The organism is Rahnella sp. PCH160 (genome assembly GCF_047784855.1).
Taxonomy (GTDB): domain Bacteria; phylum Pseudomonadota; class Gammaproteobacteria; order Enterobacterales; family Enterobacteriaceae; genus Rahnella.
The window spans coordinates 3354539-3378868 of sequence record NZ_JBLOGT010000001.1 but is presented as its reverse complement, the minus strand read 5'-3'; the positions used below and the strand labels follow the sequence as shown (position 1 = coordinate 3378868).

At 55.0% G+C, this 24330-nt stretch carries 23 protein-coding genes; 12 read left to right on the top strand and 11 right to left on the bottom strand.

Features of this window, described 5'->3' with window-relative positions:
* Window positions 1-21: 21 nt before the first annotated feature.
* The 5 genes from ACM5QY_RS15575 (at window position 22) to ydfG (ending at window position 5658) form a co-directional block, all read left to right on the top strand.
* The gene (locus ACM5QY_RS15575) at window positions 22-975 is read left to right on the top strand and encodes a carbohydrate kinase family protein (protein WP_416121652.1); all 954 of its coding nucleotides are present in this window, start codon (window positions 22-24) and stop codon (window positions 973-975) included.
* On the top strand, window positions 976-2070 hold the full coding sequence (locus ACM5QY_RS15570) for an ABC transporter ATP-binding protein (protein ID WP_416121651.1): 1095 nt from the start codon (window positions 976-978) through the stop codon (window positions 2068-2070). It abuts the gene before it with no gap.
* A gap of 115 nt (window positions 2071-2185) precedes the next feature.
* On the top strand, window positions 2186-3631 hold the full coding sequence (locus ACM5QY_RS15565; RefSeq protein ID WP_416121650.1) for an MFS transporter: 1446 nt from the start codon (window positions 2186-2188) through the stop codon (window positions 3629-3631).
* A gap of 47 nt (window positions 3632-3678) precedes the next feature.
* Complete coding sequence (locus tag ACM5QY_RS15560; protein WP_416121649.1) at window positions 3679-4743, top strand: aldo/keto reductase; 1065 nt, start codon at window positions 3679-3681, stop codon at window positions 4741-4743.
* 165 nt (window positions 4744-4908) lie between these two features.
* Window positions 4909-5658 carry a bifunctional NADP-dependent 3-hydroxy acid dehydrogenase/3-hydroxypropionate dehydrogenase YdfG gene (ydfG, locus tag ACM5QY_RS15555; protein ID WP_416121648.1) on the top strand — a complete coding sequence of 250 codons (750 nt, stop codon included), beginning with the start codon at window positions 4909-4911 and terminating at the stop codon, window positions 5656-5658.
* 125 nt (window positions 5659-5783) lie between these two features.
* Here ydfG and ACM5QY_RS15550 read toward each other — a convergent pair whose 3' ends face one another.
* Window positions 5784-7079: an NCS2 family permease gene (locus ACM5QY_RS15550; RefSeq protein WP_416121647.1), complete on the bottom strand. Its 1296-nt coding sequence runs from the start codon at window positions 7077-7079 to the stop codon at window positions 5784-5786.
* Window positions 7080-7383: 304 nt separating this feature from the next.
* Between ACM5QY_RS15550 and ACM5QY_RS15545 the strand changes: the two genes are divergently transcribed.
* Window positions 7384-8289, top strand: a complete 906-nt coding sequence (locus ACM5QY_RS15545) for a LysR family transcriptional regulator (protein WP_416121646.1) — start codon at window positions 7384-7386, stop codon at window positions 8287-8289.
* Between the two features lie 3 nt (window positions 8290-8292).
* Here ACM5QY_RS15545 and ACM5QY_RS15540 read toward each other — a convergent pair whose 3' ends face one another.
* Window positions 8293-8619, bottom strand: coding sequence for a YnfA family protein (locus ACM5QY_RS15540; protein ID WP_152326211.1), 327 nt, complete (start codon window positions 8617-8619; stop codon window positions 8293-8295).
* Window positions 8620-8753: 134 nt separating this feature from the next.
* Here ACM5QY_RS15540 and ACM5QY_RS15535 point away from each other — a divergent pair, with 134 nt between their 5' ends.
* Both ACM5QY_RS15535 and ACM5QY_RS15530 read left to right on the top strand, forming a co-directional pair.
* Window positions 8754-9110: a DUF1283 family protein gene (locus ACM5QY_RS15535; protein WP_416121645.1), complete on the top strand. Its 357-nt coding sequence runs from the start codon at window positions 8754-8756 to the stop codon at window positions 9108-9110.
* 38 nt (window positions 9111-9148) lie between these two features.
* Window positions 9149-9445, top strand: a complete 297-nt coding sequence (locus ACM5QY_RS15530) for a DUF1161 domain-containing protein (RefSeq protein ID WP_416121644.1) — start codon at window positions 9149-9151, stop codon at window positions 9443-9445.
* 178 nt (window positions 9446-9623) lie between these two features.
* Here the strand turns inward: ACM5QY_RS15530 and ACM5QY_RS15525 are convergent, their stop codons facing one another.
* The 3 genes from ACM5QY_RS15525 to malI form a co-directional block, all read right to left on the bottom strand.
* Window positions 9624-9782, bottom strand: coding sequence for a hypothetical protein (locus tag ACM5QY_RS15525; protein ID WP_416121643.1), 159 nt, complete (start codon window positions 9780-9782; stop codon window positions 9624-9626).
* Window positions 9783-9949: 167 nt separating this feature from the next.
* Window positions 9950-10150: a hypothetical protein gene (locus ACM5QY_RS15520; RefSeq protein WP_416121642.1), complete on the bottom strand. Its 201-nt coding sequence runs from the start codon at window positions 10148-10150 to the stop codon at window positions 9950-9952.
* A 14-nt stretch (window positions 10151-10164) separates the two neighbouring features.
* Entirely contained in the window at window positions 10165-11196 is a 1032-nt protein-coding gene (malI, locus tag ACM5QY_RS15515) for a Mal regulon transcriptional regulator MalI (protein WP_416121641.1), read from the bottom strand.
* Between the two features lie 236 nt (window positions 11197-11432).
* On the opposite strand from malI, the gene malX reads away from it, so the two are divergent.
* From malX to add, 3 genes are all read left to right on the top strand, one after another.
* On the top strand, window positions 11433-13046 hold the full coding sequence (gene malX, locus ACM5QY_RS15510; protein WP_416121640.1) for a maltose/glucose-specific PTS transporter subunit IIBC: 1614 nt from the start codon (window positions 11433-11435) through the stop codon (window positions 13044-13046).
* A gap of 61 nt (window positions 13047-13107) precedes the next feature.
* On the top strand, window positions 13108-14292 hold the full coding sequence (locus tag ACM5QY_RS15505; RefSeq protein ID WP_416121639.1) for a MalY/PatB family protein: 1185 nt from the start codon (window positions 13108-13110) through the stop codon (window positions 14290-14292).
* 193 nt (window positions 14293-14485) lie between these two features.
* On the top strand, window positions 14486-15484 hold the full coding sequence (gene add, locus ACM5QY_RS15500) for an adenosine deaminase (RefSeq protein ID WP_416121638.1): 999 nt from the start codon (window positions 14486-14488) through the stop codon (window positions 15482-15484).
* Window positions 15485-15560: 76 nt separating this feature from the next.
* Here add and ACM5QY_RS15495 read toward each other — a convergent pair whose 3' ends face one another.
* The 3 genes from ACM5QY_RS15495 to ACM5QY_RS15485 form a co-directional block, all read right to left on the bottom strand.
* Window positions 15561-16571 carry a bile acid:sodium symporter family protein gene (locus tag ACM5QY_RS15495; RefSeq protein WP_416121637.1) on the bottom strand — a complete coding sequence of 337 codons (1011 nt, stop codon included), beginning with the start codon at window positions 16569-16571 and terminating at the stop codon, window positions 15561-15563.
* Window positions 16572-16622: 51 nt separating this feature from the next.
* Window positions 16623-17666 carry an oxidoreductase gene (locus ACM5QY_RS15490; RefSeq protein ID WP_416121636.1) on the bottom strand — a complete coding sequence of 348 codons (1044 nt, stop codon included), beginning with the start codon at window positions 17664-17666 and terminating at the stop codon, window positions 16623-16625.
* A 144-nt stretch (window positions 17667-17810) separates the two neighbouring features.
* A complete protein-coding gene (locus tag ACM5QY_RS15485) occupies window positions 17811-18509 on the bottom strand; it encodes a FadR/GntR family transcriptional regulator (protein WP_416121635.1) in 699 nt (232 codons plus the stop codon).
* A 196-nt stretch (window positions 18510-18705) separates the two neighbouring features.
* Here ACM5QY_RS15485 and uxuA point away from each other — a divergent pair, with 196 nt between their 5' ends.
* Entirely contained in the window at window positions 18706-19890 is a 1185-nt protein-coding gene (gene uxuA, locus ACM5QY_RS15480; protein ID WP_416121634.1) for a mannonate dehydratase, read from the top strand.
* 679 nt (window positions 19891-20569) lie between these two features.
* Here uxuA and araC read toward each other — a convergent pair.
* The 3 genes from araC to araG form a co-directional block, all read right to left on the bottom strand.
* Window positions 20570-21505, bottom strand: a complete 936-nt coding sequence (araC, locus tag ACM5QY_RS15475) for an arabinose operon transcriptional regulator AraC (protein ID WP_416121633.1) — start codon at window positions 21503-21505, stop codon at window positions 20570-20572.
* Between the two features lie 177 nt (window positions 21506-21682).
* Entirely contained in the window at window positions 21683-22687 is a 1005-nt protein-coding gene (araH, locus tag ACM5QY_RS15470) for an L-arabinose ABC transporter permease AraH (protein WP_416121632.1), read from the bottom strand.
* A gap of 18 nt (window positions 22688-22705) precedes the next feature.
* A complete protein-coding gene (gene araG / locus ACM5QY_RS15465) occupies window positions 22706-24289 on the bottom strand; it encodes an L-arabinose ABC transporter ATP-binding protein AraG (protein WP_416121631.1) in 1584 nt (527 codons plus the stop codon).
* Window positions 24290-24330 lie beyond the last annotated feature (41 nt).

The window sequence follows — 24330 nt, the reverse complement described above, 5'->3', positions numbered from 1 at the left end:
GAACATCAGGGAATCTCATCAATGATTACAAGACCTGACACCCGCGCCACGCTGTATGTGGTGGGCAATATTAACGTGGATTTGATCATGAGCACGCTGCACGCATGGCCGAAAAAAGGCACCGAGGCGATGCTCGAAAGCAGTTCACTGCGCCCCGGCGGTTCTGCCGGAAACTGCGCGCTGGCGCTGTCAGCGCTGGACGTTCCGCATCGTCTGGTGGCCAATCAGGGCAACGACCAGTTCACCGGCTGGCTGGCGAGTTTGTTCCCGGAAAGCGCGCCGCACTGGCCGACCTGCGACTGCGAAACGTCGCTGACGTTTGGCGTCACGCATCCGGATCACGAACGGACGTTTTTCAGCAATCAGGGGCATATCGTCCGCCTTTCCATGCAGGATGTTCTGCCGCAGCTGCCGGAACGCGCGCAGCCGGGCGACTGGGTTTTGCTGTGCGGCACCTGGCTGTGTACGGCGCTGTATGCGGATTATCCGCAGTTGCTTTCCACGCTCAGAACACGCGGCTATCACGTTGCCATCGACAGCGGCTGGCCGCCGGAAGACTGGAGCGACACGCTGCGCGCACAGGCAGGGCAATGGCTGCCGTTCTGCGATGCGCTGCTGCTCAATGAAGTCGAAACACTCGGGCTGGCGGATGCCCAAACGCTGGACGCCGCCGCGCAAAAGCTGCTGACACAAATGGCAGGGAATGCTTTTTGCGTCGCGAAATGCGGCCCGGACGGCGCGCGCCTGTGGTCTGTGAATCAGACTTTGCATCAGCACGCCGAACCGGTTGAGGTGGTGGATACCATCGGCGCCGGAGACAGCTTTAACGCCGGATTTTTATCCGCGCTGATTTATGGCCTGCCGCCTGCCACGGCGTTGCAATGGGGTGTCCGCGTCGCCGGTTGTGCGATCAGCAGCTCCCCGCGCCGTTATCCTGACTGGCAATCGCTTTTTGGCCTTGTGGAGAAACTCTGAATGGCTCTGGTAGAACTGGTAAAAGTCGCCAAACATTATGGCAAAGTACAGGTGCTCAAACCGCTGGATCTGACCATTCCCGATGGCAGTTTCACCGTGCTGGTCGGGCCGTCCGGCTGCGGCAAATCCACCCTTCTGCGCCTGCTGGCCGGGCTGGAGTCCTTATCCGACGGGGACATCCTGCTCGATAAACAGCAAATCAATAATTTTGACCCGGCAGACCGTGATATCGCCATGGTTTTCCAGAGTTACGCGCTGTATCCGCACCTGACAGTGGCCGAAAACATGGCGTTCCACATGCAGGTGAAGAAAGTCCCGAAAGCCGAACAACAAGCCAAAGTGCAGCAGGCGGCCAAAGTGCTGGGTATCGATCATCTGCTGAAACGCCTGCCGAAAGATTTGTCCGGCGGCCAGCGCCAGCGCGTCGCGATGGGTCGCGCACTGGTGCGCAATCCGAAAGTTTTCCTGTTCGACGAACCGCTGTCTAACCTGGATGCGCAGCTGCGCATGGAGCTGCGGGCGGAAATCAAATCCCTGCATCAGCAGTTCCGCACCACCACGGTTTACGTCACGCACGATCAGATTGAAGCGATGACGCTGGCCGACAATATTGTCGTGATGAAAGACGGTTTTATCGTGCAGCAAGGCGAACCGCTGTCGATTTACGACAAACCGGTGAACACCTTTGTGGCGCGGTTTATTGGTTCGCCGCCAATGAACTTACTCAGCGGCGTATTCCAGAGCATCGGCGGCCAACCGGGCGTGACCTGCAATCAGCTGTGGTTTGCTTTACCGGAGAAATGGGCGTTACAGGCGCGACATTGCGAAGGTGAACCAGTGACGCTCGGCCTGCGTCCGCATGACCTCAGACCGGTACAGCACAGCGCGCAACCCGCCGCCACGCTGCGTCTGCTGGAAGTCACCGGCGAAAGCAGCCTGCTGCACATCGACTGGAGCGGCTTCCCGCTGCACGTCCAGTTCGCAGGCCGCGCCCGCGTCAGCACCGATCAACCGCTGTATCTCGAAGCCAACAGCGACGCCATCCATCTGTTCGATGCACAGACCGGGGAACGGCTGGCGGAAACAAAACTCTGAATTAATGTGCAAAATCTCCCCTTTCGCCGGGGGAGATCCTCACTCCCGCCGTTGACGCCTTCCCCCGATGCGCTATGCTCAGACATTCCTTATTTCATTAGCGCGCTTACCTTCTATGAGCCTCTTCTCAAACAAAAAATTCTCGCTGCCGCCGGGTTCCGCGTTGCCGTTACTGGTGGCGGGCGCGTTCTTTATGGAAAATCTGGATGCCACGGTGATTGTCACCGCGCTGCCGCAGATGGCGAAAGATTTCGGCGTGCATCCGGTCGATATGAATATCGGCGTGTCGGCGTACATTCTGACGCTCACAGTGTTTATTCCGGCCAGTGGCTGGATTGCCAACCGGTTTGGCACGCGTAACGTCTTTTCGCTGGCGCTGATCCTGTTCACCCTCGCGTCACTGTTATGTTCCGCCAGTGTCAGTCTCGGCACATTTACTGCCGCCCGCATGTTGCAGGGGTTTGCGGGTGCGCTGATGGTGCCGGTCGGGCGGCTGGTGGTACTGAAAAATACGCAAAAATCAGATCTGATCCGCGCTATCGCAACGATTACCTGGCCCGGGCTGGTGGCGCCGATCCTCGGGCCGCCGCTGGGCGGATTTATTACGACGTATGCCTCCTGGCACTGGATATTTCTGCTCAATCTGCCGCTCGGGGTTATCGCGCTGATGTTCAGCCGTAAGCTGATTCCACAGGTTGCGGGGCAGAAAGGTGTGCCGTTTGATGTCACCGGTTTTGTGCTGACCGGCGCGGCGTGTCTGGGGCTAATCTTCGGGCTGGATATGTTCAATCAGGGCACCCTTAACTGGAAACCGGTGACGATAGTGGGCGGCGCGGTGATCGTCGGGGCGCTGGCAGTCTGGCATTCCGGGCGGGCAGCGTACCCGTTGCTGCCGCTGACGGCGTTGAAAATTAAAAGTTACGCCGTCACGATTTACGGCGGTTCATTGTTTCGCGTGGCTATCGGCGCCCTGCCGTTTTTGCTGCCGCTGATGTTCCAGCTGGGTTACGGGATGAACGCGTTTGATGCCGGATTGCTGGTGCTCGCCGTGTTTGCCGGTAATCTGGCGATGAAACCTTTTACCTCGCCGATTTTGCACCGCTTCCGCTTTAAGTCGATTATGCTGGTAAACGGCCTGCTCAATTCTGCGACGATATTTGCCTGCGCGTTGCTGACACCGGAAGTGCCGACCGCCATTACGTTGCTGCTGCTGTTCGCCAGCGGCATGACCCGTTCGATGCAGTTTACCGCGCTCAATACACTGGCCTTTTCGCAGGTTCCGGCAGAACAAATGGGCGGCGCGAATACGTTATTTAACACCGCGCAACAGCTCTCTACCGGGCTGGGCATTGCCATCGGCGCGCTGTCCCTGCGCATCGCGGAACATTTTTTACCGGCCAGCGCCGCGATGCAGACCGGCACTTTCCATATCGCTTTCATTATTATCGGGGTGTTTTCTCTGGCGGGAACACTCGACAGTCTGACGCTCGACCCTACCGCGGGCGATGAAATACGCCGAAAAAAAGAATCTGTACCGCAACCGGCTTCGTCAGGAAAATAATGGCGTGGCTAAACTGAAATTAAGTATCCGATAAATGGAGAAAACCCATGGAATACCGTTTGTTAGGCCATTCCGGCCTGAAAGTTTCAGTTCTCAGCCTGGGCACCATGACATTTGGTGGTCAGGGGAAATTCGCAAAAACCGGTCAGACCGACGTCAGTGCCGCACAGCGCCAGATTGGCCTGTGTCTGGATGCCGGAATTAACTTATTCGATACCGCCGACGTTTATTCAGGCGGTGAATCAGAAGTGATTCTGGGCAAGGCGCTGGGCAGTCAGCGTCACGACGTGCTGGTCGCCAGCAAAGCCCGCTTCCCGATGGGCGATGGCCCGAACGATCGCGGGTCATCACGTCATCATATTCTTCGCGCCTGCGAAGCCAGTCTGAAGCGTCTGAATACGGATTATCTGGATTTATATCAGTTACATGAATGGGACGGTCAGACGCCACTGGATGAAACGCTGCGCGCGCTCGACGATCTGGTCAGCAGCGGTAAAGTGCGTTACGTCGGTGTCTCCAACTTTTCCGCCTGGCATGTGATGAAAACGCTGGGCGTGGCGGCGGCAAATCACTATATCCGCCCGGTCAGTCAGCAAATTCACTACACCCTTCAGGCGCGTGAAGCCGAATACGAACTCCTGCCGGTGGCGCAGGATCAGGGGCTGGGCGTTCTGGTCTGGAGCCCGCTGGCCGGTGGTTTACTTTCCGGTAAATACCGCCGTAATCAGGCCGCGCCCGAAGGGACACGCCATCTGGCTGACTGGGGCGAACCGCCGGTGCGTGACGAAAATGCGCTGTATGACGTGGTGGATGTACTGGTGGATATCGCCGGGCAACGCGGTGTTTCCGCAGCACAAATCGCGCTGGCGTGGCTGATTGCGCGTCCGCAGGTAACGTCGGTGATTGTCGGTGCGCGTAACGACACCCAGTTGCAGGACAACCTGCTCGCGGCAGATCTAACCCTGAATAGCGAAGAAATAGAAAGACTTAATCAGGTCAGCCAGTTGCCGTTACTCTACCCTTACTGGCATCAGGCGCAGACCGCGCCGGACCGGCTTTCTGCTGCAGATTTGTCGCTGATTGCGCCTTATTTGAAAAAACCATCGTCATAAAAGGTCATCGCAATAAAATGATACCAAGTCAGACCGGCATCCGCTGCCGGTCTGGTTATTTTTGTGTTAATACTGATAGCGTTTCTTTTTCTGTACGCCGTGCGTGTGCAGACGCGTTCTTTTTTTGATTCGATTTTATTCGTTTAAATACTAAGGAATACCGGGATGATTATTTTTGTGACCGGCGCGACCGCCGGATTTGGTGCTGAAATCGCGCGCCGCTTTGTCAAAGAAGGCCATAAAGTGATTGCCTCCGGCCGCCGCAAAGAGCGTCTGGACGACCTGAAAGCGGAACTGGGTGACGCGCTGTATACCGTTGAACTGGATGTGACCAACCGAGCTTCCATCAAAGATGCCATCGACAGCCTGCCTGCTGAGTGGAGCAACATCGACGTGCTGGTCAATAATGCCGGTCTGGCGCTCGGTCTGGAAAAAGCCGACAAAGCCTCACTGGAAGACTGGGACAAAATGATCGACACCAACACCAAAGGTCTGGTGTACATGACCCGCGCCGTCCTGCCGGGCATGGTTGAACGTAACACCGGCCACGTGATTAACATCGGTTCAACGGCGGGCAACTGGCCATACGCCGGTGGCAACGTGTATGGCGCGACCAAAGCTTTCGTCCGCCAGTTCAGCCTGAACCTGCGCACCGACCTGCACGGCACCCACGTTCGCGTGACCAATATCGAGCCTGGCCTGTGCGGCGGAACGGAATTCTCGAACATTCGCTTTAAAGGCGATGACGATAAAGCCAGCAAAACCTATGACAAGACCAATCCGCTGACGGCAAAAGACGTCGCCGAATCCGTGTTCTGGGTTTCCACCCTGCCTGAGCACGTGAACATCAACAGCATCGAAATGATGCCTGTCAGCCAGTCTCTGGCCGGTTTGCAGGTTCATCGCGAAGACTGATCAGCCGTTCTGATGCACATGAAAAGCAGCTCCGGCTGCTTTTTTTATTGGCTTTTTTCGCCCGATTTTGAGCATAAAAAAAGGCGCGGTATTCAAACCCGCGCCTTTTACGACCTGCAGAGCGATTACGCGCTCAGCCAGCCCAGTTTGATCACGAACAGAATCGACAGAACGATCAGCGCGGAATTCAGTTCACGCCAGCGACCGGTCAGCAGTTTTGCCAGCGTCCAGGTGATGAAACCGAACGCGATACCGTTGGCGATGGAATACGTGAACGGCATGGTCAGCGCAGTCACGGTTACCGGTGCGGCAACGGTGATGTCTTTCCAGTCGATTTCGGCCAGACCTGAGGTCATCAGAACCGCGATGAACAGCAGAGCAGGCGCCGTGGCGAATGCCGGAACGCTGCCCGCCAGCGGTGCGAAGAACAGGCTCAGCAGGAACAGAATTGCGACCACAATAGCCGTCAGACCGGTACGGCCACCGGCGCTCACGCCCGCCGCAGATTCGATGTAACTGGTGGTGGTTGACGTCCCCAGCAAAGAACCGAACAGCGCAGCCGCGCTGTCCGCCACCAGCGCACGACCCATTTTCGGGATGTTGCCATCTTCGTCGGTCAGACCTGCGCGTTTGGTCACGCCGATCAGGGTGCCGGAGTTATCGAATACGTCAACGAACAGGAACGCAAACACGACGCTGATCAGCGACACGTTGAACGCGCCTTTGATGTCCAGCTGCATAAAGGTTGGTGCGATGGAAGGCGGCATAGACATCACGCCGCCAAACGGTGAGTAGCCCAGCGCAATCGCCAGAACCGTCACAGCCAGCACGCCAATTAGCACAGCGCCGGTGACTTTACGCGCTTCCAGCACCACAATCAGAATGAAACCGAGCATCGCAAACAGCGGGCCAGGCTTGGTCAGGTCGCCCAGACCGACCAGCGTAGCCGGGTTTGCAATCACAATACCGGCGTTTTCCAGCGCAATCAGCGCCAGGAATAACCCGATACCGGCGGCAATCGCTGAACGCAATGGCAGCGGAATGCTGCGGATAATCCATTCACGGATTTTGAAAATGGATAACGCGAAGAAAATACATGCGGAAAGGAAAACAGCACCCAACGCAATCTGCCAGGTGTAACCCATGTGCAGCACAACGGTATAGGTGAAGAAGGCGTTTAAACCCATGCCCGGTGCCAGTGCAATCGGGTAGTTGGCGATAAACCCCATCAGTGCGGAACCGATTGCGGCAGCAAGACACGTTGCCACAAAAACCGAGCCTTTATCCATCCCCGTCGCGCCCAAAATGGACGGGTTAACGAACAGAATATAGGCCATTGCTAAAAATGTAGTCAGTCCTGCCACAATCTCAGTCCGCACGTTAGTACGGTGAGCTTTTAACTTGAATAGTTTTTCTAACATGAGAAGGCATCTCTTGGTCGCGTGATCACTTCAACCGGGTGATCAAAAGCGCACGCTTGTTATTAGTGTTGTTTTTCAAAACACGCACGCCAGCAGTACGAATGCCACAATTCGCACCCCTTCTGTCCAAAGAAAAGCGGCACACGAGCTTAACCGTGTTTTGACGAACCCTGTCATTCCCCTTTTGTATGAGAAACAACCTGAGGTGATTGTTTTACAAAGGGGCATCGCACAATCTAGGAAAAATGAGTGATGCAGTCCATAATAGATATCTCACTTATTCACTGCATAAATTAGTACACCTATGTCACCCTTCTCCCGTTTTTCGCAATATTTTACTGAAGTCGCCCGAACAGGAAGTTTGCGCAAAGCGGCGGAAGCGCTGCACGTCTCCGCTTCAGCCATTAACCGGCAGATTTTGCAGGCCGAACAGACGCTGGAAACGCCGCTCTTCGAGCGCCTGCCGACCGGCCTGAAACTGACATCCGCCGGTGAGATTTTGTTCGATGACATCCGCCGCTGGCGAAAAGAATTTTCCCGCACCCGTGAGCGCTTTGATGAAATTCAGGGTTTGCGGCGCGGACACGTCACGATTTGTATTATCGCCGCGCTCAGTGAAGGGATCATGGCGCAGCTGATTGCCGAAGTCGGCGCGGAGCATCCTTACCTCACGTTTGATATCCGCATCGAAGACAGCCGGAATATCAGCGAGCAGGTCAGTTCGGCGGAAGTGGATTTTGGCCTGCTGCTCGACCCGGTCGAACATACCGGGCTGGAAGTGCAGGCGTTTGCAGAATTACCGATTGGCATCGCGATGCCGGTCGGGCATGAGCTGTCGCGTCAGGAATCGCTGTCGTTCAGCGATATCGCGGCTTACCGGCAGATCATTCCGTCTGAGCCGCTGATAGTAAACGCCCGCGCGAAGCTGCTGTACAACCGTTATCAGTTGCTGGATACGCCGTCGATTGTCTGCAATGACGTGCGCATGATGCGCGAACTTATCCGTAAAGGAGCGGGTGTGGGGGTGCTGAGTTTGCTCGATGTGTTACCTGATTTGCAGGAAAACCGGTTGGCATTTGTACCTTTACAGGGACGCAGCGCCAAACCGCTGACGCTTGCGCTGTGCGTTGCGCCACGCCGTCAGCTTTCCCGCGCCGCGCAGATTGTGATTCAGAAAGTGATCGTGATGATGGAAAAACTGTCGCAGTAATTTTTACGCCGCTTTCCAGCCAGAAATAATAATCAGCATCCCGGCCAGCGCCACACAGGCTCCGAGCCAGTCGGTGGTGCTGAGTTTTACGCCATCGACAAACCGCAGCCACAACATCGCCGTCATCACATACACCCCGCCGTACGCCGCATAGACCCGGCCGCTGGCTGCCGGATGCAGCGTCAGCAACCAGACAAACGCCGCCAGGCTCAGCGCCGCGGGGAAAAGCAGCAGCCAGCTACCGCCTTTGCGAAGCCAGAGATACGGCAGAAAACAGCCGATGATTTCCGCCAGCGCGGTCGCAAAGAACAGTAAAGTCGTTTTGAGCATGTGAATCGCCAGGTTTACAGTTTTAAGTTAAACATGAATTCAACCCGTTAGCAGGCTTTGGGTGACGTGACTCAGGGTGATGTTATAATTGAAAGTATTCGCCTGAGCGATGTGTAAATTAAAAGGATTAGCTAATGAATACAACGTTTTTACGCCGTTTACTGCCTGTTGCGCTGCTGGTAATGACCGCAAGCTGGCAGGCACCTGCGCTGGCAGCCACCAACTGTGCGGGCGGAACCTGTGTCTTTGGCGGCAGCGGTAATGACGCCATGTCCAACGAAGAAGCGCGCCAGAGCAAAGAGCAATGGAATGAAACCCAGCGTCTGCGGGCGTTGAAAAACCAGCGCGCTGAGAAAGATTATTCCAAATACGATAATTCTGTCGATCTGCGCGATAAATGCAACGCCAGCCAGAACGTGAATGCGTACTGGGAAGATAACACTCAGCGCTGCCTCGACCGCCGCACTGGCCGTCAACTGATGGCACCGTAATCTCATTAATACACTGCTTCTCATAAAAGGAATGAATGATGAAAAAGACACTCTTAGCCGGCCTTGCGGTCATGATTTTAGCGCCGCTGATGGTTCAGGCTGCCACCTGTGAAAGCGTGAAAGCGGATATCACCCAGAAAATCGTCGCTAACGGTTTGCCGGAATCCGGCTTTAAGCTCGATATCGTCCCGAACGATCAGGCTGATCAGGCCGGTGGTCAGGTTGTGGGTCATTGCGGGAATGATACGCAGAAGATTATCTATACGAAGACAGCTGGCGCGGATGATGCGACGGCGGCGAGTCCTAAGACGGGGACAAGCCAGGATTCTCAGTGATGCAGACAGGCATCACACTCGGTTATATTTGATCGAGAAAGTTTCGGTTTTTCACTTGCAGTGAACGGCGCAACCCAGGTCAAGACCTTGGGTTGCCACCCAAACTGGCTTCAAGGGGCGCCTATCGCCGCACCCCTTGAAAATCCCGGGCTCTGAACTGCGCGCTGCCGCTCGCTGGCTATGTTTCAGCAACCTCATTTATTGCCGCAAAATCCCGCCGCTGCGCGGTTCCCTTCGTTCGGGTTACAAACCTCGCAAAAACACGCTCGGTTTTCCACCACTCCTGCGGCGTGATTTTTGAAAGCGGCCAGAAGCTTTCAAAAATAGAAGTTTGCACTGCATTTCTTAGATCGGAAATAGTTAGGTTTCGAATTAGAAAGTCTGTGGCCGCTTTCAAAACGACGTTGAGAGAGTGGTGAGAAACAGCGAGAGTCTTTTTTCGAGCAGGTTCGAACCCGAAGCGAAAGTACCGCGCAGCGGCGGCGTTTGCGGCACTAGCCGGAGTTACTGAAACATAGCCAGTGAGCGATAGCGCGCAGTTAAGAGCCTGGGGGTCTTGGGGGTGGCGGCGATATGCCGCCCCCCAAGTCGGTGTGGGCCGACGCCCACGACCTTGAAATTGACCTTGAACTTGACCTTGAACTTGACCTTGAACTTGACCTTGAACTTGAACTTAAATTTGTCACCTTTCAAAAAGGTGCTCACCGGCCTGGCACCTTTCAGGCCGACTCCCTCTCCACCAGCCCCGGTGGCATAATAATATTCTGCGCTTCTAAATTCTGCCCCCCGATCCTCAGCAATAACCGTCTCGCTGTTGCATGACCAATCTCCCGTGCGGAGTTCGCGATAGACGTCAGCGGCGGCTCGGTCAGCTCCGATTCCGGTGCATCTTCCATGCCGATAAGTGCCACTTTTTGCTGGAAGAAGCTGTCGACCGCCCCGCCGCCAACTTCTGCACCAGTACGCAATACACCGAAATAAGCGCCGAGCGCGACGGACGATTTATGGCAGACGATAGCACTGATTTTCGGGTAATGGGTCAGCAGCGTTTCAGTGGCGTCGGCGGCACATTTCTGCTGGTAATCACATTCGATAATCCACTCGCTTCGAAACGGCAGACCGTACTGTATAAGGGTCGCGCAAAAACCGCCGAGACGTTCAGCGCGGGTTAATGAATTACTGAGGCCGCCGAGGTAAGCGATTTGTTTGTGACCGTGGCGGATGAGATATTCGGTCGCCATTTTTGCCGCGAGCATATTGTCAGGGCGCACAACGTCGACACCTTCGATACCGCCGGAACGCGCGGCACAAATCAGCGGGACGCCCTGTTCTTCCGCTTTTTCTTTCAGGCCGGAAATTGCGTTGGTACCGCCCGCGATGACAATTCCGTCGACGCCATGCGTAAGCAATGTGTCAAAGCAGCGCATCAGGCCTTTGCCCGACGGGCCGCTTTGCAGCAGAAATAATACTTTGCCCTGCGCTTCAAACATCTCGCTGAGACCGGCGGTCATTTCCGCATAAAACGGTTCGCAGATGTCACGTACAATCAGCCCGACCACGCCGGACTCACCGCCGCGCAGCGTGCTGGCCTGCCGGTTACGTACAAATCCCAGCTCATCCACCGCACGGTTTACCCGCTCAGCCGTGCTCAGGGAGATGCGCCCTTTGCCGCTGAGCACCAGAGAAACCGTGGTGACAGAAACACCGGCGTGCTGCGCAACATCGATTATTGTAATTTTTTTATGATTCATCAGGCTATGTCGTTCATTCCAGACTCCATGAAGCGGAATTAAGCGGTTAAATCAGTAGTGCGGTCAAACAGTTATACCCGACTCGCCAGTTTGAGTAAAACGTTAAACCTTCATTTCACCAAGATGGTGCGGGCATCTTACAATATTGTGATTTCCGACACGTATTGTTTTGGTAAAACGTTTTATCTTAGCCGCCATTACCACACAGCCAACACCAAACCACTCAGGGAGCAGTCATGCCTGCAAACAAAAAACAAAAAGTCACACTTTGGGAGTTCTTCCAAAGTCTTGGTAAAACCTTCATGTTGCCCGTCGCATTGCTGTCGTTTTGCGGCATTATGCTGGGCATCGGCAGTTCTTTAAGCAGCCACGATGTCGTTACCTTGTTGCCCGCACTGGGCAATCCTGTTCTTCAGCTGATTTTCGTGTGGATGAGCAAAGTCGGCTCATTTGCATTCAGCTTCCTGCCGGTGATGTTCGCCATCGCTATCCCGCTGGGCATGGCGCGTGAGAACAAAGGCGTGGCCGCCTTTTCCGGTTTCGTGGGTTTCGCCGTACTGAACCTGGCGATCAACTTCTACCTGACCGCCAACGGCACGCTGCCAACGGTTGATCCGCTGGTGCTGAAAGCGAATAACATCCATATGATCCTCGGGATCCAGTCTATCGACACCGGTATTCTGGGTGCGGTTATCGTGGGTATTATCGTCTATATGCTTCACGAGCGTTACAACACCATCCGCCTGCCGGATGCGCTGGCGTTCTTTGGCGGTACGCGTTTTGTGCCGATCGTCACCACCGTCGTGCTCGGTTTAGTCGGTTTGCTGATCCCGTTAATCTGGCCATTCTTCGCCGCAGGGATCAACGGTCTGGGCCGTCTGATTCAGGGCGCGGGCGTGTTCGGGCCGATGATTTTTGGTTCCGGCGAACGTCTGCTGTTACCGTTCGGTCTGCATCACATTCTGGTGGCGCTGATCCGCTTCACCGAAGCCGGCGGCACGCTGGACGTGTGTGGCCGCGAAGTCAGCGGTGCGCTGACCATCTTCCAGGCACAACTTTCCTGCCCGACCACGCACGGTTTTTCTGAAAGCGCGACGCAGTTCCTGTCTCAGGGCAAAATGCCTGCATTCCTCGGAGGTTTACCGGGTGCCGCACTGGCGATGTACCACTGCGCCAAACCTGAAAACCGTCATAAAATTAAAGGCCTGCTGATCTCCGGTGTGGTCGCTTGCGTTGTCGGCGGAACCACGGAACCGATTGAATTCCTGTTCCTGTTCGTTGCACCGGTTCTGTATGTGATCCACGCAATTCTGACCGGCCTGGGCTTCACCATCATGTCGGTACTGGGCGTCACCATCGGGAATACCGACGGTAACATCATCGATTTCGTGGTCTTCGGTATCCTGCACGGCACCGCCACCAAGTGGTATCTGGTGCCGGTGGTCGCAGCCATCTGGTTCGCGGCCTACTACGTTATCTTCCGCTTCTCCATCACGCGCTTTAATATCAAAACGCCGGGTCGTGAATCTGAAAGTATGCCAGCCGCTGCAGCCGTGCCGTCTTCGAGCAAATCCGGTTACAACGTGCCGGTAATCTTAAGCGCGCTGGGCGGTGCCGGTAACATCGTTTCACTCGATAACTGCATCACCCGTCTGCGTCTTTCCGTGGCGGATATGTCGCTGGTTGACGATGCGACGCTGAAAGCCAACCGTGCGATTGGCGTGGTTCATCTCAACGAACACAACCTGCAAGTCGTTATCGGCCCTCAGGTACAGTCGGTGAAAGATGAGCTGGATTATCTCATCCGTGAAGCGGCTAATCAGCCAGCGTCCGAACCGGCGATGGTGTAAATACTGAATCCACAGGGCGACTTCGTGTCGCCCTTTTCTGCTTTCTTCAGGGAGTGAAAAAATGTCCTCAGCTTCTTTTGATTTCTCCACCGTCGTCGACCGTCACGGAACCTGGTGTACGCAGTGGGATTACGTCGCCGACCGTTTTGGTCGTGCCGATTTACTGCCCTTTACCATTTCGGATATGGATTTCGCCACCGCACCGTGCATTCTCGACGCCCTGCAAAAACGTCTGCAACACGGCGTGCTCGGCTACAGCCGCTGGCATCATGATGATTTTCTTGGTGCCGTCGAGCACTGGTATCAGCAGCGTTTTAACAGCCAGATCGACCGCGACTGGGTGGTGTATGGCCCGTCGGTGATCTACATGGTGGCGCAGCTTATCCGCCAGTGGAGCCAGCCGGGCGACGGCGTGGTGACGTTTACCCCGGCCTACGACGCGTTCTTTAAAGTGGTGGATGGCAATCAGCGCAACCTGCTGGCCTGCCCGCTGATTAAACACGGCAACGACTGGACGCTGGATGCCGAAAATCTGGAAAGCCTGCTGGCGCAACCGGACTGTTCGCTGTTGTTGCTGTGCAGCCCGCACAATCCTACCGGCAAGGTCTGGACGCGCGAAGAACTGACGCTGATTGCGACGCTGTGCGAGCGCCACAATGTGCGGGTGATCAGCGATGAAATCCACATGGATATGATCTGGGGCGGGAACCAACATACGCCGTGGAATGAGGTGGCGCGCGGTGAATGGGCGCTGCTGACGTCCGGCTCGAAAAGCTTCAACATCCCTGCGCTGACTGGCGCTTACGGCTTTATCAGTCATAAAACGCCGCGCGATGCATACCTGCATCAGCTGAAAGCCTGCGACGGTTTATCTTCTCCGGCGGTGCTGGCGGTGCATGCGCACGTCGCGGCGTATCACGCGGGTGAACCCTGGCTGGACGCGTTGCGCGACTATTTGCAGGGGAATCTGCACTATGTAGCGGAACAGCTGAACGCCGCATTCCCGCAGCTGAACTGGCAACCGCCGCAGTCAACGTATCTGGCATGGATTGATTTGCGTGCGCTAAACATCGACGACAGGCTGCTGCAAAAAGAGCTGATCGAACAACAAAAAGTCGCGATCATGCCGGGTTACACCTACGGCACGGAAGGCGAAGGTTTTCTGCGTCTGAACGTCGGTTGCCCGCGTTCAAAAGTCGAAGCCGGTGTTCAGGCTTTAATTCGCGCGATTAATACACTGCTGTAAGCTCCTCCCCCTGCAAAGGAGGAGGTCGGGAGGAAAACCAGGTTTAAATACACTTCAACTCCCTGATTTTTCATTAATACCCCACCCCAACCCTCCCCTTCGCAGGGGAGGGTGCAAAGATAAAACCCTTCTTGTTGCGCAACGAAATACAGTTATAATGCCCCGCACATTTCAATAATAACGAGTGCACACCATGATCGACACACGCCTTCCTCTGACCGACATTCACCGCCACCTTGATGGCAACATCCGCGCTCAAACGATTCTCGATTTAGGCCGCCAGTTTAATCTGACGCTGCCCGCCAATGAACTTGAAGCCCTGCGCCCGCACGTACAGGTCATGCACACAGAGCCCGATCTGGTGAGTTTTTTGCAAAAACTGGACTGGGGCGTCAAAGTGCTGGGCGATCTCGATGCCTGCCGCCGTATTGCTAAAGAAAACGTTGAAGACGCGGCTAAAGCCGGTCTGCACTATACCGAGCTGCGTTTCTCCCCTTACTACATGGCGATGAACCACAAATTGCCGGTCGCAGGCGTGGTCGAAGCGGTGATCGAAGGCATCCGTGAAGGCCAGAAAAATCACGATATCGATGTGCGCCTGATCGGTATTCTGAGCCGTACATTTGGCGAAGACGCCTGTGTACAAGAGCTGGAAGGTTTACTGGCGCACCGCGACGGCATAACTGCGCTGGATCTGGCCGGTGATGAACTCGGTTTCCCCGGCAGCCTGTTCCTCAGCCACTTTAACCGTGCGCGTGACGCGGGCTGGCGCATTACCGTTCACGCCGGTGAAGCCGCAGGCCCGGAAAGCATCTGGCAGGCAATTCGTGAGCTGGGCGCCGAGCGTATCGGCCACGGCGTGAAAGCCGCGCAAGACCCGGCGTTGATGGATTTCCTGGCGAAGCACCAGATTGGTATCGAATCCTGCCTGACGTCGAATATTCAGACCAGCACCGTGTCCTCATTTGAGCAACATCCGCTGGCGACCTTCCTGCGCCACGGCGTTCTGGCGTCAATCAATACCGACGATCCGGCCGTTCAGGGCATCGAAATTGCCAACGAATACAACGTTGCCGCGCCAGCCGCCGGTCTGACCCAGAATGAAATCCGCAAAGCGCAGGAAAACGGCCTGACGATGGCTTTCCTGACCAGCGCGGAAAAACAGGCAATTCGCGATAAAGTGTCTGCATAACATTTTCTGAGCGCCAGAATTCTGAGCACAAAAAAGGGCGAGAGTGATTCCCGCCCTTCTCTTTTAAATCAATCAGCTATGCCGATTTGATTTCTTCTTTCACGGCCAGTTTAGCGGCATCTTCACGCGCGACACGTTTCGCGTAACGCGACGCCAGAACGGCACACACCATCAGTTGAATCTGATGGAAAATCATCAGCGGCAGCACCATCGCACCCACCGCCGCCGCAGGGAACAGCACGTTCGCCATCGGAATGCCGTTCGCCAGACTTTTCTTCGAACCACAGAAAACAATGGTGATTTCGTCTTTGGTATTGAAACCAAAAAGCCGCGCCACAAACGTATTGATGATCAGCACAATGGTCAGCAGCACAACCGAACAACCCAGCACCGCCAGCAGTGACCAGCCATCAATCTGATGCCAGATGCCTTCCACCACTGCCGCGCTGAACGCCACATACACCACCAGAAGAATCGACGAACGGTCAGTAATATTCACGATCTTCTTGTGACGCTGCACCCAGCCACCAATCAGCGGACGGCACAAATGCCCGATGATAAACGGCACCATCAGTTGCAAAACAATCGAACCGATTGCGTGCAGCGTGTCGTTGGTTCCGCCCTGCGTGTGCATCAGCAAACCGACCAGCACTGGCGAGAGAAACACGCCAAGAATACTGGAAGCCGACGCGCTGCAAATCGCCGCCGGGATATTCCCGCCCGCCACCGACGTATAGGCAATCGCCGACTGCACAGTGGCAGGCAGCGCACACAAATACAGAAAACCGTAGTACAGCGTCGGTGTCAGAATTCCGACCGGCACCAGCCATTTCATGCCCAGCCCCAGCAGCGGGAACAGCGCAAACGTGCTAAGGAAAACCACAACGTGCAAACGCCAGTGCCCGATCCCCGCCATGATTGCCTCACGCGAGAGTTTAGCGCCGTGCATAAAGAACAGCAGCGCAATGGCAGCGGTGGTCAGGTGTTCGAAAATCGTTTTATAGATACCCTCGCAAGGGAAAAACGACGCGACCACGACCACACAAATCAGAATCAGCAAAAATTTATCGATTTTTAACCAGGACATGAACCTTCCTTGCCAGTTGAACGAGTAAAAGTGAATCGGTTTAACGGCGGCTTATTTTTTTACTTTCAGCGTCGCCTGTTGTTCTGAAGATTGCATACCCAGCTCAATCATCTCCATCACGCGGATAGCGTCTGAGGCCGGAACCGGATTTTCACCGTTGCCGTTAATGGCATCGCGCACTCCGGCGTAATACGCAGGATAGTTACCCGGAATAGTCCGCAGCGATTTCTCTGCCAGCACACCCTCGTGGCTCAGCGTGATCACGCCGTCACGTTTGTCGTATCCCCAGTCAGCCTGCGGCAGACGTTCGCCCGCTTTCAGGCGATCTTCCTGCGGATCCAGACCAAATTTCACGTAGCTGCCGGTTTCACCCTGCACGATAAAGCGGGCAGTTTCGGCCACGGCGTACACGGTGCTGTGCAACACGACGCGGCGGCGAGGATACGTCAGCACGGCATTGAAATAATCCACCGCTTTACCGCCCGGACGCAGCACGGCCAGATCGGCCTGCAACGAATCCGGCGTACCAAATAACTGCAGCGCCTGATCCAGCAGATGTGAACCCAGGTCGTACCAGATGCCGCTGCCCTGCGCATCGCTTTCACGCCAGCGCGCAAGCACCTGCGGTTTATAGCGATCGTAATGGGATTCGAAATACACGACTTCGCCCAGTGATCCTTCTTCGATCAGCGCCTTCACGGTCTGGAAATCGGAATCCCAGCGACGGTTGTGGAACACAGAAAGCACTTTGCCTTTTTCACGCGCCAGCGCGTCCAGATCGCGGGCTTCTTCCAGCGTCACGGTGAACGGTTTATCGACAACAACGTGTTTCCCGGCTTCCAGCGCCAGCTTCGCCAGCGGGAAGTGCGTGGTGTTTGGCGTCGGGATCACCACCAGATCGATGGAAGGATCGGCCAGCAGCCTCTCAGGGGAATCAACCACGGTGACATTTGGCCAGTCGGCATGAACTTTCGCGGCGTCACTGCTCGACACCACCGCCAGCTCAAGGCCCGGTGTGCCATCAATCAAAGGTGAATGGAAAGTTTTGCTGGCAAAGCCATAACCGATCAGGCCAACGCGGAGAGTCTGGGACATGGGATTTTCCTTTATTTAACGGTCTTGCCCGTCAGGATGCTAATCACCTGATTTGACACCAGCTTACAAAACGGGACAAGTAAAACTTTGGTTTTGGCAGCCAGGACCTTGGGTTTACACCCAAGGTCTTAAATCGGGCTCCGCTTACTCCGCAAAAAGCTGATCATACACATGTTGCAAATGCCGGCTCATCCGCGCTTTCGCTCCCGCCCCATCACCCGCCAGAATAGCGTCCAAAATGCCCTGGTGATCGGCATTCATCTCACGGGCGAAATCGACTTCGGTGTAATGGCTTTCAAGCCGCATAAAACGACGGGAACGGCGTTTGTCCCACAGGTATCCCATCATATCGTGCAGGACTTCATTGCCCGTCATTTCACTGATCATCAGATGGAAACGACGGTCGGCTTCCAGAAACGCGTCGTTGTTGGCATTCAGGCCGCTTAACTCGTCGGCGATTTCTTTCAGTTTGGTTCGCTGATCGACCGTGCCGTTCAGCGCGGCCAGTTCGGCGGTCATCGATTCGTAAATCTGCCGCGCCCTGACCAGCGATTGCAGGCTGAACTCTTCTTCCGGCGTCATGGCCGGCGCGACAGGTGTGGCCTGCGGGAGCGGGTCGCTGACGTAAACACCGTTGCCTGTGCGGATTTCCACCCAACCGGTGATCTCCAGCGCGATCAGCGCTTCACGTATTGATGAGCGGCTGACGCCCAGCTGTTTAGCCAGATCACGTTCAGAAGGGATCATCGCACCCGGCGCAAACTGACCGGTATTAATACAGTTAATCAATACATTAGAAATCTGGCGATAGAGCCTTTCGACTTTCAGGGTGGGCAAATCCATTATTTTCTCCGTGCAGGTGCTGGATCCCAAATCTGTTATCCCGATCACATTAATGATCGGTTCGATGCTGAATCATATGTCGGTCTGATGGCCTGACCAGCAGACCACCTGACCAGACCGCGCATTAAGATTGAACTTATCACCGGCCATGCGTCAACTACATTCAGATGTCAGATAACAATTTTAAGGAAAACACATGGAACAGACTTGGCGTTGGTACGGCCCGAATGACCCGGTTTCACTGGATGATGTGCGTCAGGCTGGCGCGACCGGCGTGGTGACCGCCCTGCACCATATTCCGAACGGCGAAGTCTGGCCGGTGGATGAGATTAAAAAACGTCAGGCGCAGCTCGAAGCCAAAGGTCTGGTGTGGTCAGTGGTGGAAAGTATTCCGGTACATGAGGAAATCAAAACCCGCAGCGGAAACGTCGATCAGCACATCGCCAATTATCAGCAATCCATCCGTAACCTGGCGGAATGTGGCATCGACACGGTCTGCTACAACTTCATGCCGGTTCTCGACTGGACGCGTACCGATCTGGGTTATTTATTGCCGGACGGTTCCCGCGCTCTGCGTTTTGACCACATCGCGTTTGCCGCTTTCGAATTGCATCTTCTGAAACGCGAAGGCGCGAAATCTTATTACAGCGCGGAAGAACAAAAACAGGCTGCGGATTACTTTGCTGCAATGACGCAGGCAGAGAAAGACCAGCTGGTTTCCAACATTATTGCCGGTTTACCGGGCGCGGAAGAAGGCTATACGCTGGATCAGTTCCGTGCGCGTCTGGCGATTTACGACGGTATCGATAAAGCCAAACTGCGCGAAAACATGGCGCACTTCCTGCGCAGCATCGTGCCGGTTGCCGAGCAATGCGGGCTGAGCCTGGCGGTTCACCCGGATGATCCTCCGCGCCCTATCCTCGGCCTGCCGCGCATTATCTCCACCATTGAAGATATGCAATGGCTGAAAGAAACGGTCGACAGCATCCACAACGGTTTCTGTTTCTGCACCGGTTCTTACGGTGTGCGTGAAGACAATGATTTAGTGAAGATGATGACGACCTACGCCGATCGCGTTCACTTCATCCATCTGCGCGCCACCCAGCGTGAAGAGATCCCGGGCAGTTTCCACGAAGCGGATCATTTAGACGGTGATGTGGATATGGTCGCGGTCATTAAAGCGATACTGACCGAAGAACAAACCCGCCGGAAAGCCGGTAACCTGCGCGCAATCCCGATGCGTCCGGATCACGGGCATCAGATGCTGGATGACTTACATAAGAAGACGAATCCGGGGTACTCGGCGATCGGGCGCTTACGCGGCTTGGCGGAATTGCGGGGCGTTGAGCGGGCATTGAAGCAAAGTTTCTTCAGCGAGTGAATTTGCCATTCAGGCTAACAGCAGAATTGTGATTGCTCACTACTGACCGAGAAAATTTCGGTTTTTCACTTGCAGTGATCGCTCAGCGGCTGGCGCCGAAACCGACCAAAGAGGGCTATGACGAGCCCTCTTTGGAATCTCCGCGTCTTTTTTCAACACGCGCTATCGCTGGGTCGACGGACATGTTCTGCAACACCAGCATATGGCGCGAAATCTTGCCGCTGCGCGGTTCCTTCCTCGAGGGCTTCGAGCCATTGGTCTCGAACCCTCAGTCAGCAAAATTTCTGATAGCGCCAACTCACCGTTCAAAAGAATCGATTTTCAGACTTCTTAGTTTATTTAAAATAATGAATAGCATGGCGAGGTTGTGAACTAAAAAGCCATTGGCCGCTTTCAGAAATCACGCCGTATGGAGAGGTGAAAAACCGCGAATCTTTTTGCGCGGTTTGTAACCCGACGGGAGGGAACCGCGCAGCGGCGGGATTTTGCGGCAATAGCAAAAGTCACTGAAACGTAGCCAGCGAGCGGCAGCGCGGAGTTAAAAAGACGTGGAGATTCAAAAGAGGGGCCGTCTTGCCCCTCTTTTGTCGGTTTCGGCACAGTGAGTGAAATGATTACCGCAATTGAGAAACCGAAACTTTCTCGATCAAATTCAAAAGCTTTTGGGCTTCGCAAAGCCTCAGAAATGATATGAAACCTGATTCTCCTGCTCCGGCCACGGCTGCGATCTGTACGGTTTGGCCGGATAATTAATCTCGACGCTGCGGCGGCGAAAATCACTCGGGCTCACCCCTACCCGCTTGCGGAAAACACGCGAGAAATACAATTGATCGTCATAACCCACCACACGCCCGATGGTCGCAATCGATTCCTGCGTGGTTTGTAACAGCAGTTTGGCGCGGATCACCCGCTGATCTTCACGCCAGCGCAGGATGTTGATCCCGACCTGTTCGCGGAATAAATGCGCCAGCCGCGATGGCGACAGGCAGACATGGCGCGCGACTTCATCAATACGCAGCTCACCGGCCAGATTGCCGGTAATAAACTGACACGCTTCAATGACGCGCGGATCCATAATTTTTTGCGGGCTCTGCGGATCTTCTTCCATTGCGCGCAGCAACAGCCGCTCCAGCAGATTCATCCCTAATTCTTCGCAGAAACGACGGCCTGATTTTTGGGTTTGCTCGATATTGGCAAACAGTCGGTCGAATTCCAGCAACAACGTGTTGTTCGGCAGAGAAAGACGTCCGACGTCACGGGTTTTGGTGTGCCATTCCAGCCAGTCAGCCCAGTACGCGCGCGGACGGAAATACACCCAGCGGTGATACCACGAATCGGCATTTGCCGAACGGGCATATAAATGACGTGCTTTCGGCGGGAACAGTAAAAGGTCGCCGGGATTGCAGTAAAACGTATCTTCACCGTCAAAGACTTTACCCTGACCTTTGACCGTCAGATTAAGAATGAACCCTTTCATGCCACCCGGCCGGTCAATCGCGAAATCCAGCGGGCCGTCAGCAAGGATCGGTGTCATACCGGCGACCAGATAGGCATTGAAACTGTAACCCGGCAACAGCGGGTTTTGCTGCTGATCCTGAATCATACGGTGATACATCGAACCTCCTGAAACATCTTGTGGCTATGGACTTTTCATCTATTCTAATCGGCGGTGAAAACGCTGCCAGTAAACGTTACTAATTTGTGAACAAACACGCGTTTTTACGGCATTTAACCCCCGTGAGCGTTAAATGCCGTCGGTATTACACAGTGAAAGCGTTATCACAAAAACGAATTAAACGGTCTTTTTCGCTTTCTGTTTGTAACGGTCAAAGATCACCGCCGCCAGCAGAATCAGACCACGTACCACGTATTGCGAGAACGGAGAAATGTTCAGCAGATTCATCGCATTTTCCACGGTGCCCAGGATCAGGATCCCGGAAACCACGTAGGAAATTTTGCCGATCCCGCCTTTCAGTGAAACGCCGCCCAGCACGCAGGCGGAGATGACAATCAGCTCAAAACCCAGAGAGGTCATTGGCTGGCCGCTGGTCATACGCGATGCCAGAATGATCCCCGCCGCCGCCGACACCAGCCCGGACAGCACAAAGATGATGATTTTCGTACGCACCACCGGCACACCCGCCAGCCGCGCCGCATCTTCATTACCGCCAATCGCCAACGTGTTACGCCCGAAAGTGGTTTTGTTCAGCAGCAAACCGAAGATAATCAGGCAGCCAACGGTCAGCCAGATCGGCGCAGGCAGGCCGAACCAGTTGGCATAGCCGAGGGCAAAGAAACGTTCGTCTTCGATACCGACCGCTTTACCGTCAGAAATGATGTACGCCAGACCGCGCACAATCTGCATGGTGGCGAGGGTGGTGATCAGCGCATTGATTTTCAGGCGGGCGATAACAAAACCGTTGAGCAAACCGGTCAGCATACCCAGCAGCAAACCGGCACCGACGCCAATCCACAGGCTTTCGGTCATGTTGATGACCACCGCCGTGGTGACACCGGCGCAGGCAATCACCGAGGCGACGGACAGGTCAAAGTCACCGGACGCCAGACAGAACAGCATCCCGCAGGCCACCATGCCCGACATCGAAATCGCCAGCCCTAACCCTTTCATGTTGATGAAAGAACTGAAGTTCGGCACGAAAATTGAACAGGCGATAAACAGCACGGCGAACACGACTAACATGCCGTAGCTGTCCCAGATACGCATGAGACCTTGTCCGCCGCGTGATGCCGCTGAAGGTTGATCCGGTTTGGCTGAATTGGTTGTCATACTCGACATAATATTTTTGCTCCTCAGTCAGGCAGCGTTATGCGCAGAGTCAAGATCTGGCGTTCGCAACATGGCGAGCCCCAGCGCTTTTTCTTCGGTGGCTTCGTCATGCATCAGTTCGCCGGAGAGTGCGCCTTCGCGCATCACCACAATTCTGTCGGCCAGACCCAGCACTTCCGGTAAATCACTGGAGGCAAACAGTACAGCAATGCCCTGTTTCGCCAGTGAGTAAATCACGTTGTAGATTTCATGCTTGGCACCGACGTCAATGCCGCGCGTCGGTTCGTCGAGCAAGATGACCTTCATGTCTTCCGACAGCCAGCGGCCAAGAATGGCTTTTTGCTGATTGCCCCCGGAGAGATTCATGATCAGTTGCTGATCGGACGGAGTTTTGATGTTCAGCGCCTCGATGTGTTTGCGGGCATTTTTGACTTCCCAGGCATTATTGATCAGGCACCCCGCTTTCACGGTTTTGCGCCGCGCGCTGATGTTGATATTGTCGCGCACCGAATGTACCGCAATGATGCCGTCGGCTTTCCGGTCTTCCGGGCACAACATGATGCCGAGGCGGATGGCGTCAGCCGGCTTGCGGATGTTCAGCGCTTCGCCGTCCAGCCGGACGGTGCCGCCGGTGATGCGCGTGCCGCCGAACAATCCTTTCATCAGCTCACTGCGCCCGGCGCCGACCAGCCCGAACAGACCGACAATCTCCCCCTGACGCACAGTCAGGCTGACCGGCGTTCTCACGCCCGGCGCTTTGACTTCATCCAGCTCCAGCCGGATTTCGCCGTGCGGACGCGGCGCATAACCGTAGATATCATCCAGATTACGGCCCACCATCGCCTGCACCAGTTTGCTGTTGTTGACCTGCGTCATGTCGTCGAAGGTCCGCACGTAGCGGCCATCTTTGAAAACAGTGACAGCGTCACTTAATGCAAAAATTTCTTCCATACGGTGTGAGACATACAAAATAACGCGCCCTTCGGCACGTAACTCACGGATAACGCGGAACAATTGCTCGATTTCACGGGCAGACAGCGAACTGGTTGGCTCGTCAAACGCAATGATCTTGGCGTTGCGCGCCAGCGCTTTCGCGATTTCCACCATCTGCCACTGCCCGATGGAGAGATATTTCAGCGGCATGTCCGGGTCGATATCCAGCCCGAGGTGTTCGAGCTGAATTTTGGTTTCATAGCGCAGCAATTTGCGGTTCACGAACCCGTGTTTACTCGGCAACTGCCCGAGATAAATGTTTTCTGCTACCGTCATTTCCGGCACCAGATGCAGTTCCTGATAGATGATCGCCACACCGGCATCGAGCGCGTCGGTGGTGTTGTTAAACGCCACCGGCTGGCCTTTGATGTGAATGTTGCCCTGCGAGGGCTGATAGTTTCCGCTGAGGATTTTCAGCAACGTGGATTTACCCGCGCCGTTTTCGCCCATCAGCGCATGAATTTGTCCGGCGTAACAATTGAATGAAATACCGTCCAGCGCTTTCACGCCCGGAAAAGTTTTGCCAATGTCATGGAATTCCAGATACGGCCTGGCCGCATCAAACTCCGTCAGTGACGGTGTCAGCAAAGGCGTCTTATTTGAAGATTGCTGAGTCATAGTGGCTACCTGGAAAAATATGTGAAGGATTTCAAACCGAT

Coding starts and splice junctions, on each gene's coding strand:
- ACM5QY_RS15575 (WP_416121652.1), top strand. CDS start 22: ATGATTACAAGACCTGACACCCGCGCCACGCTGTATGTGGTGGGCAAT.
- ACM5QY_RS15570 (WP_416121651.1), top strand. CDS start 976: ATGGCTCTGGTAGAACTGGTAAAAGTCGCCAAACATTATGGCAAAGTA.
- ACM5QY_RS15565 (WP_416121650.1), top strand. CDS start 2,186: ATGAGCCTCTTCTCAAACAAAAAATTCTCGCTGCCGCCGGGTTCCGCG.
- ACM5QY_RS15560 (WP_416121649.1), top strand. CDS start 3,679: ATGGAATACCGTTTGTTAGGCCATTCCGGCCTGAAAGTTTCAGTTCTC.
- ydfG (WP_416121648.1), top strand. CDS start 4,909: ATGATTATTTTTGTGACCGGCGCGACCGCCGGATTTGGTGCTGAAATC.
- ACM5QY_RS15550 (WP_416121647.1), bottom strand. CDS start 7,079: ATGTTAGAAAAACTATTCAAGTTAAAAGCTCACCGTACTAACGTGCGG.
- ACM5QY_RS15545 (WP_416121646.1), top strand. CDS start 7,384: ATGTCACCCTTCTCCCGTTTTTCGCAATATTTTACTGAAGTCGCCCGA.
- ACM5QY_RS15540 (WP_152326211.1), bottom strand. CDS start 8,619: ATGCTCAAAACGACTTTACTGTTCTTTGCGACCGCGCTGGCGGAAATC.
- ACM5QY_RS15535 (WP_416121645.1), top strand. CDS start 8,754: ATGAATACAACGTTTTTACGCCGTTTACTGCCTGTTGCGCTGCTGGTA.
- ACM5QY_RS15530 (WP_416121644.1), top strand. CDS start 9,149: ATGAAAAAGACACTCTTAGCCGGCCTTGCGGTCATGATTTTAGCGCCG.
- malI (WP_416121641.1), bottom strand. CDS start 11,196: ATGAATCATAAAAAAATTACAATAATCGATGTTGCGCAGCACGCCGGT.
- malX (WP_416121640.1), top strand. CDS start 11,433: ATGCCTGCAAACAAAAAACAAAAAGTCACACTTTGGGAGTTCTTCCAA.
- ACM5QY_RS15505 (WP_416121639.1), top strand. CDS start 13,108: ATGTCCTCAGCTTCTTTTGATTTCTCCACCGTCGTCGACCGTCACGGA.
- add (WP_416121638.1), top strand. CDS start 14,486: ATGATCGACACACGCCTTCCTCTGACCGACATTCACCGCCACCTTGAT.
- ACM5QY_RS15495 (WP_416121637.1), bottom strand. CDS start 16,571: ATGTCCTGGTTAAAAATCGATAAATTTTTGCTGATTCTGATTTGTGTG.
- ACM5QY_RS15490 (WP_416121636.1), bottom strand. CDS start 17,666: ATGTCCCAGACTCTCCGCGTTGGCCTGATCGGTTATGGCTTTGCCAGC.
- ACM5QY_RS15485 (WP_416121635.1), bottom strand. CDS start 18,509: ATGGATTTGCCCACCCTGAAAGTCGAAAGGCTCTATCGCCAGATTTCT.
- uxuA (WP_416121634.1), top strand. CDS start 18,706: ATGGAACAGACTTGGCGTTGGTACGGCCCGAATGACCCGGTTTCACTG.
- araC (WP_416121633.1), bottom strand. CDS start 21,505: ATGTATCACCGTATGATTCAGGATCAGCAGCAAAACCCGCTGTTGCCG.
- araH (WP_416121632.1), bottom strand. CDS start 22,687: ATGTCGAGTATGACAACCAATTCAGCCAAACCGGATCAACCTTCAGCG.
- araG (WP_416121631.1), bottom strand. CDS start 24,289: ATGACTCAGCAATCTTCAAATAAGACGCCTTTGCTGACACCGTCACTG.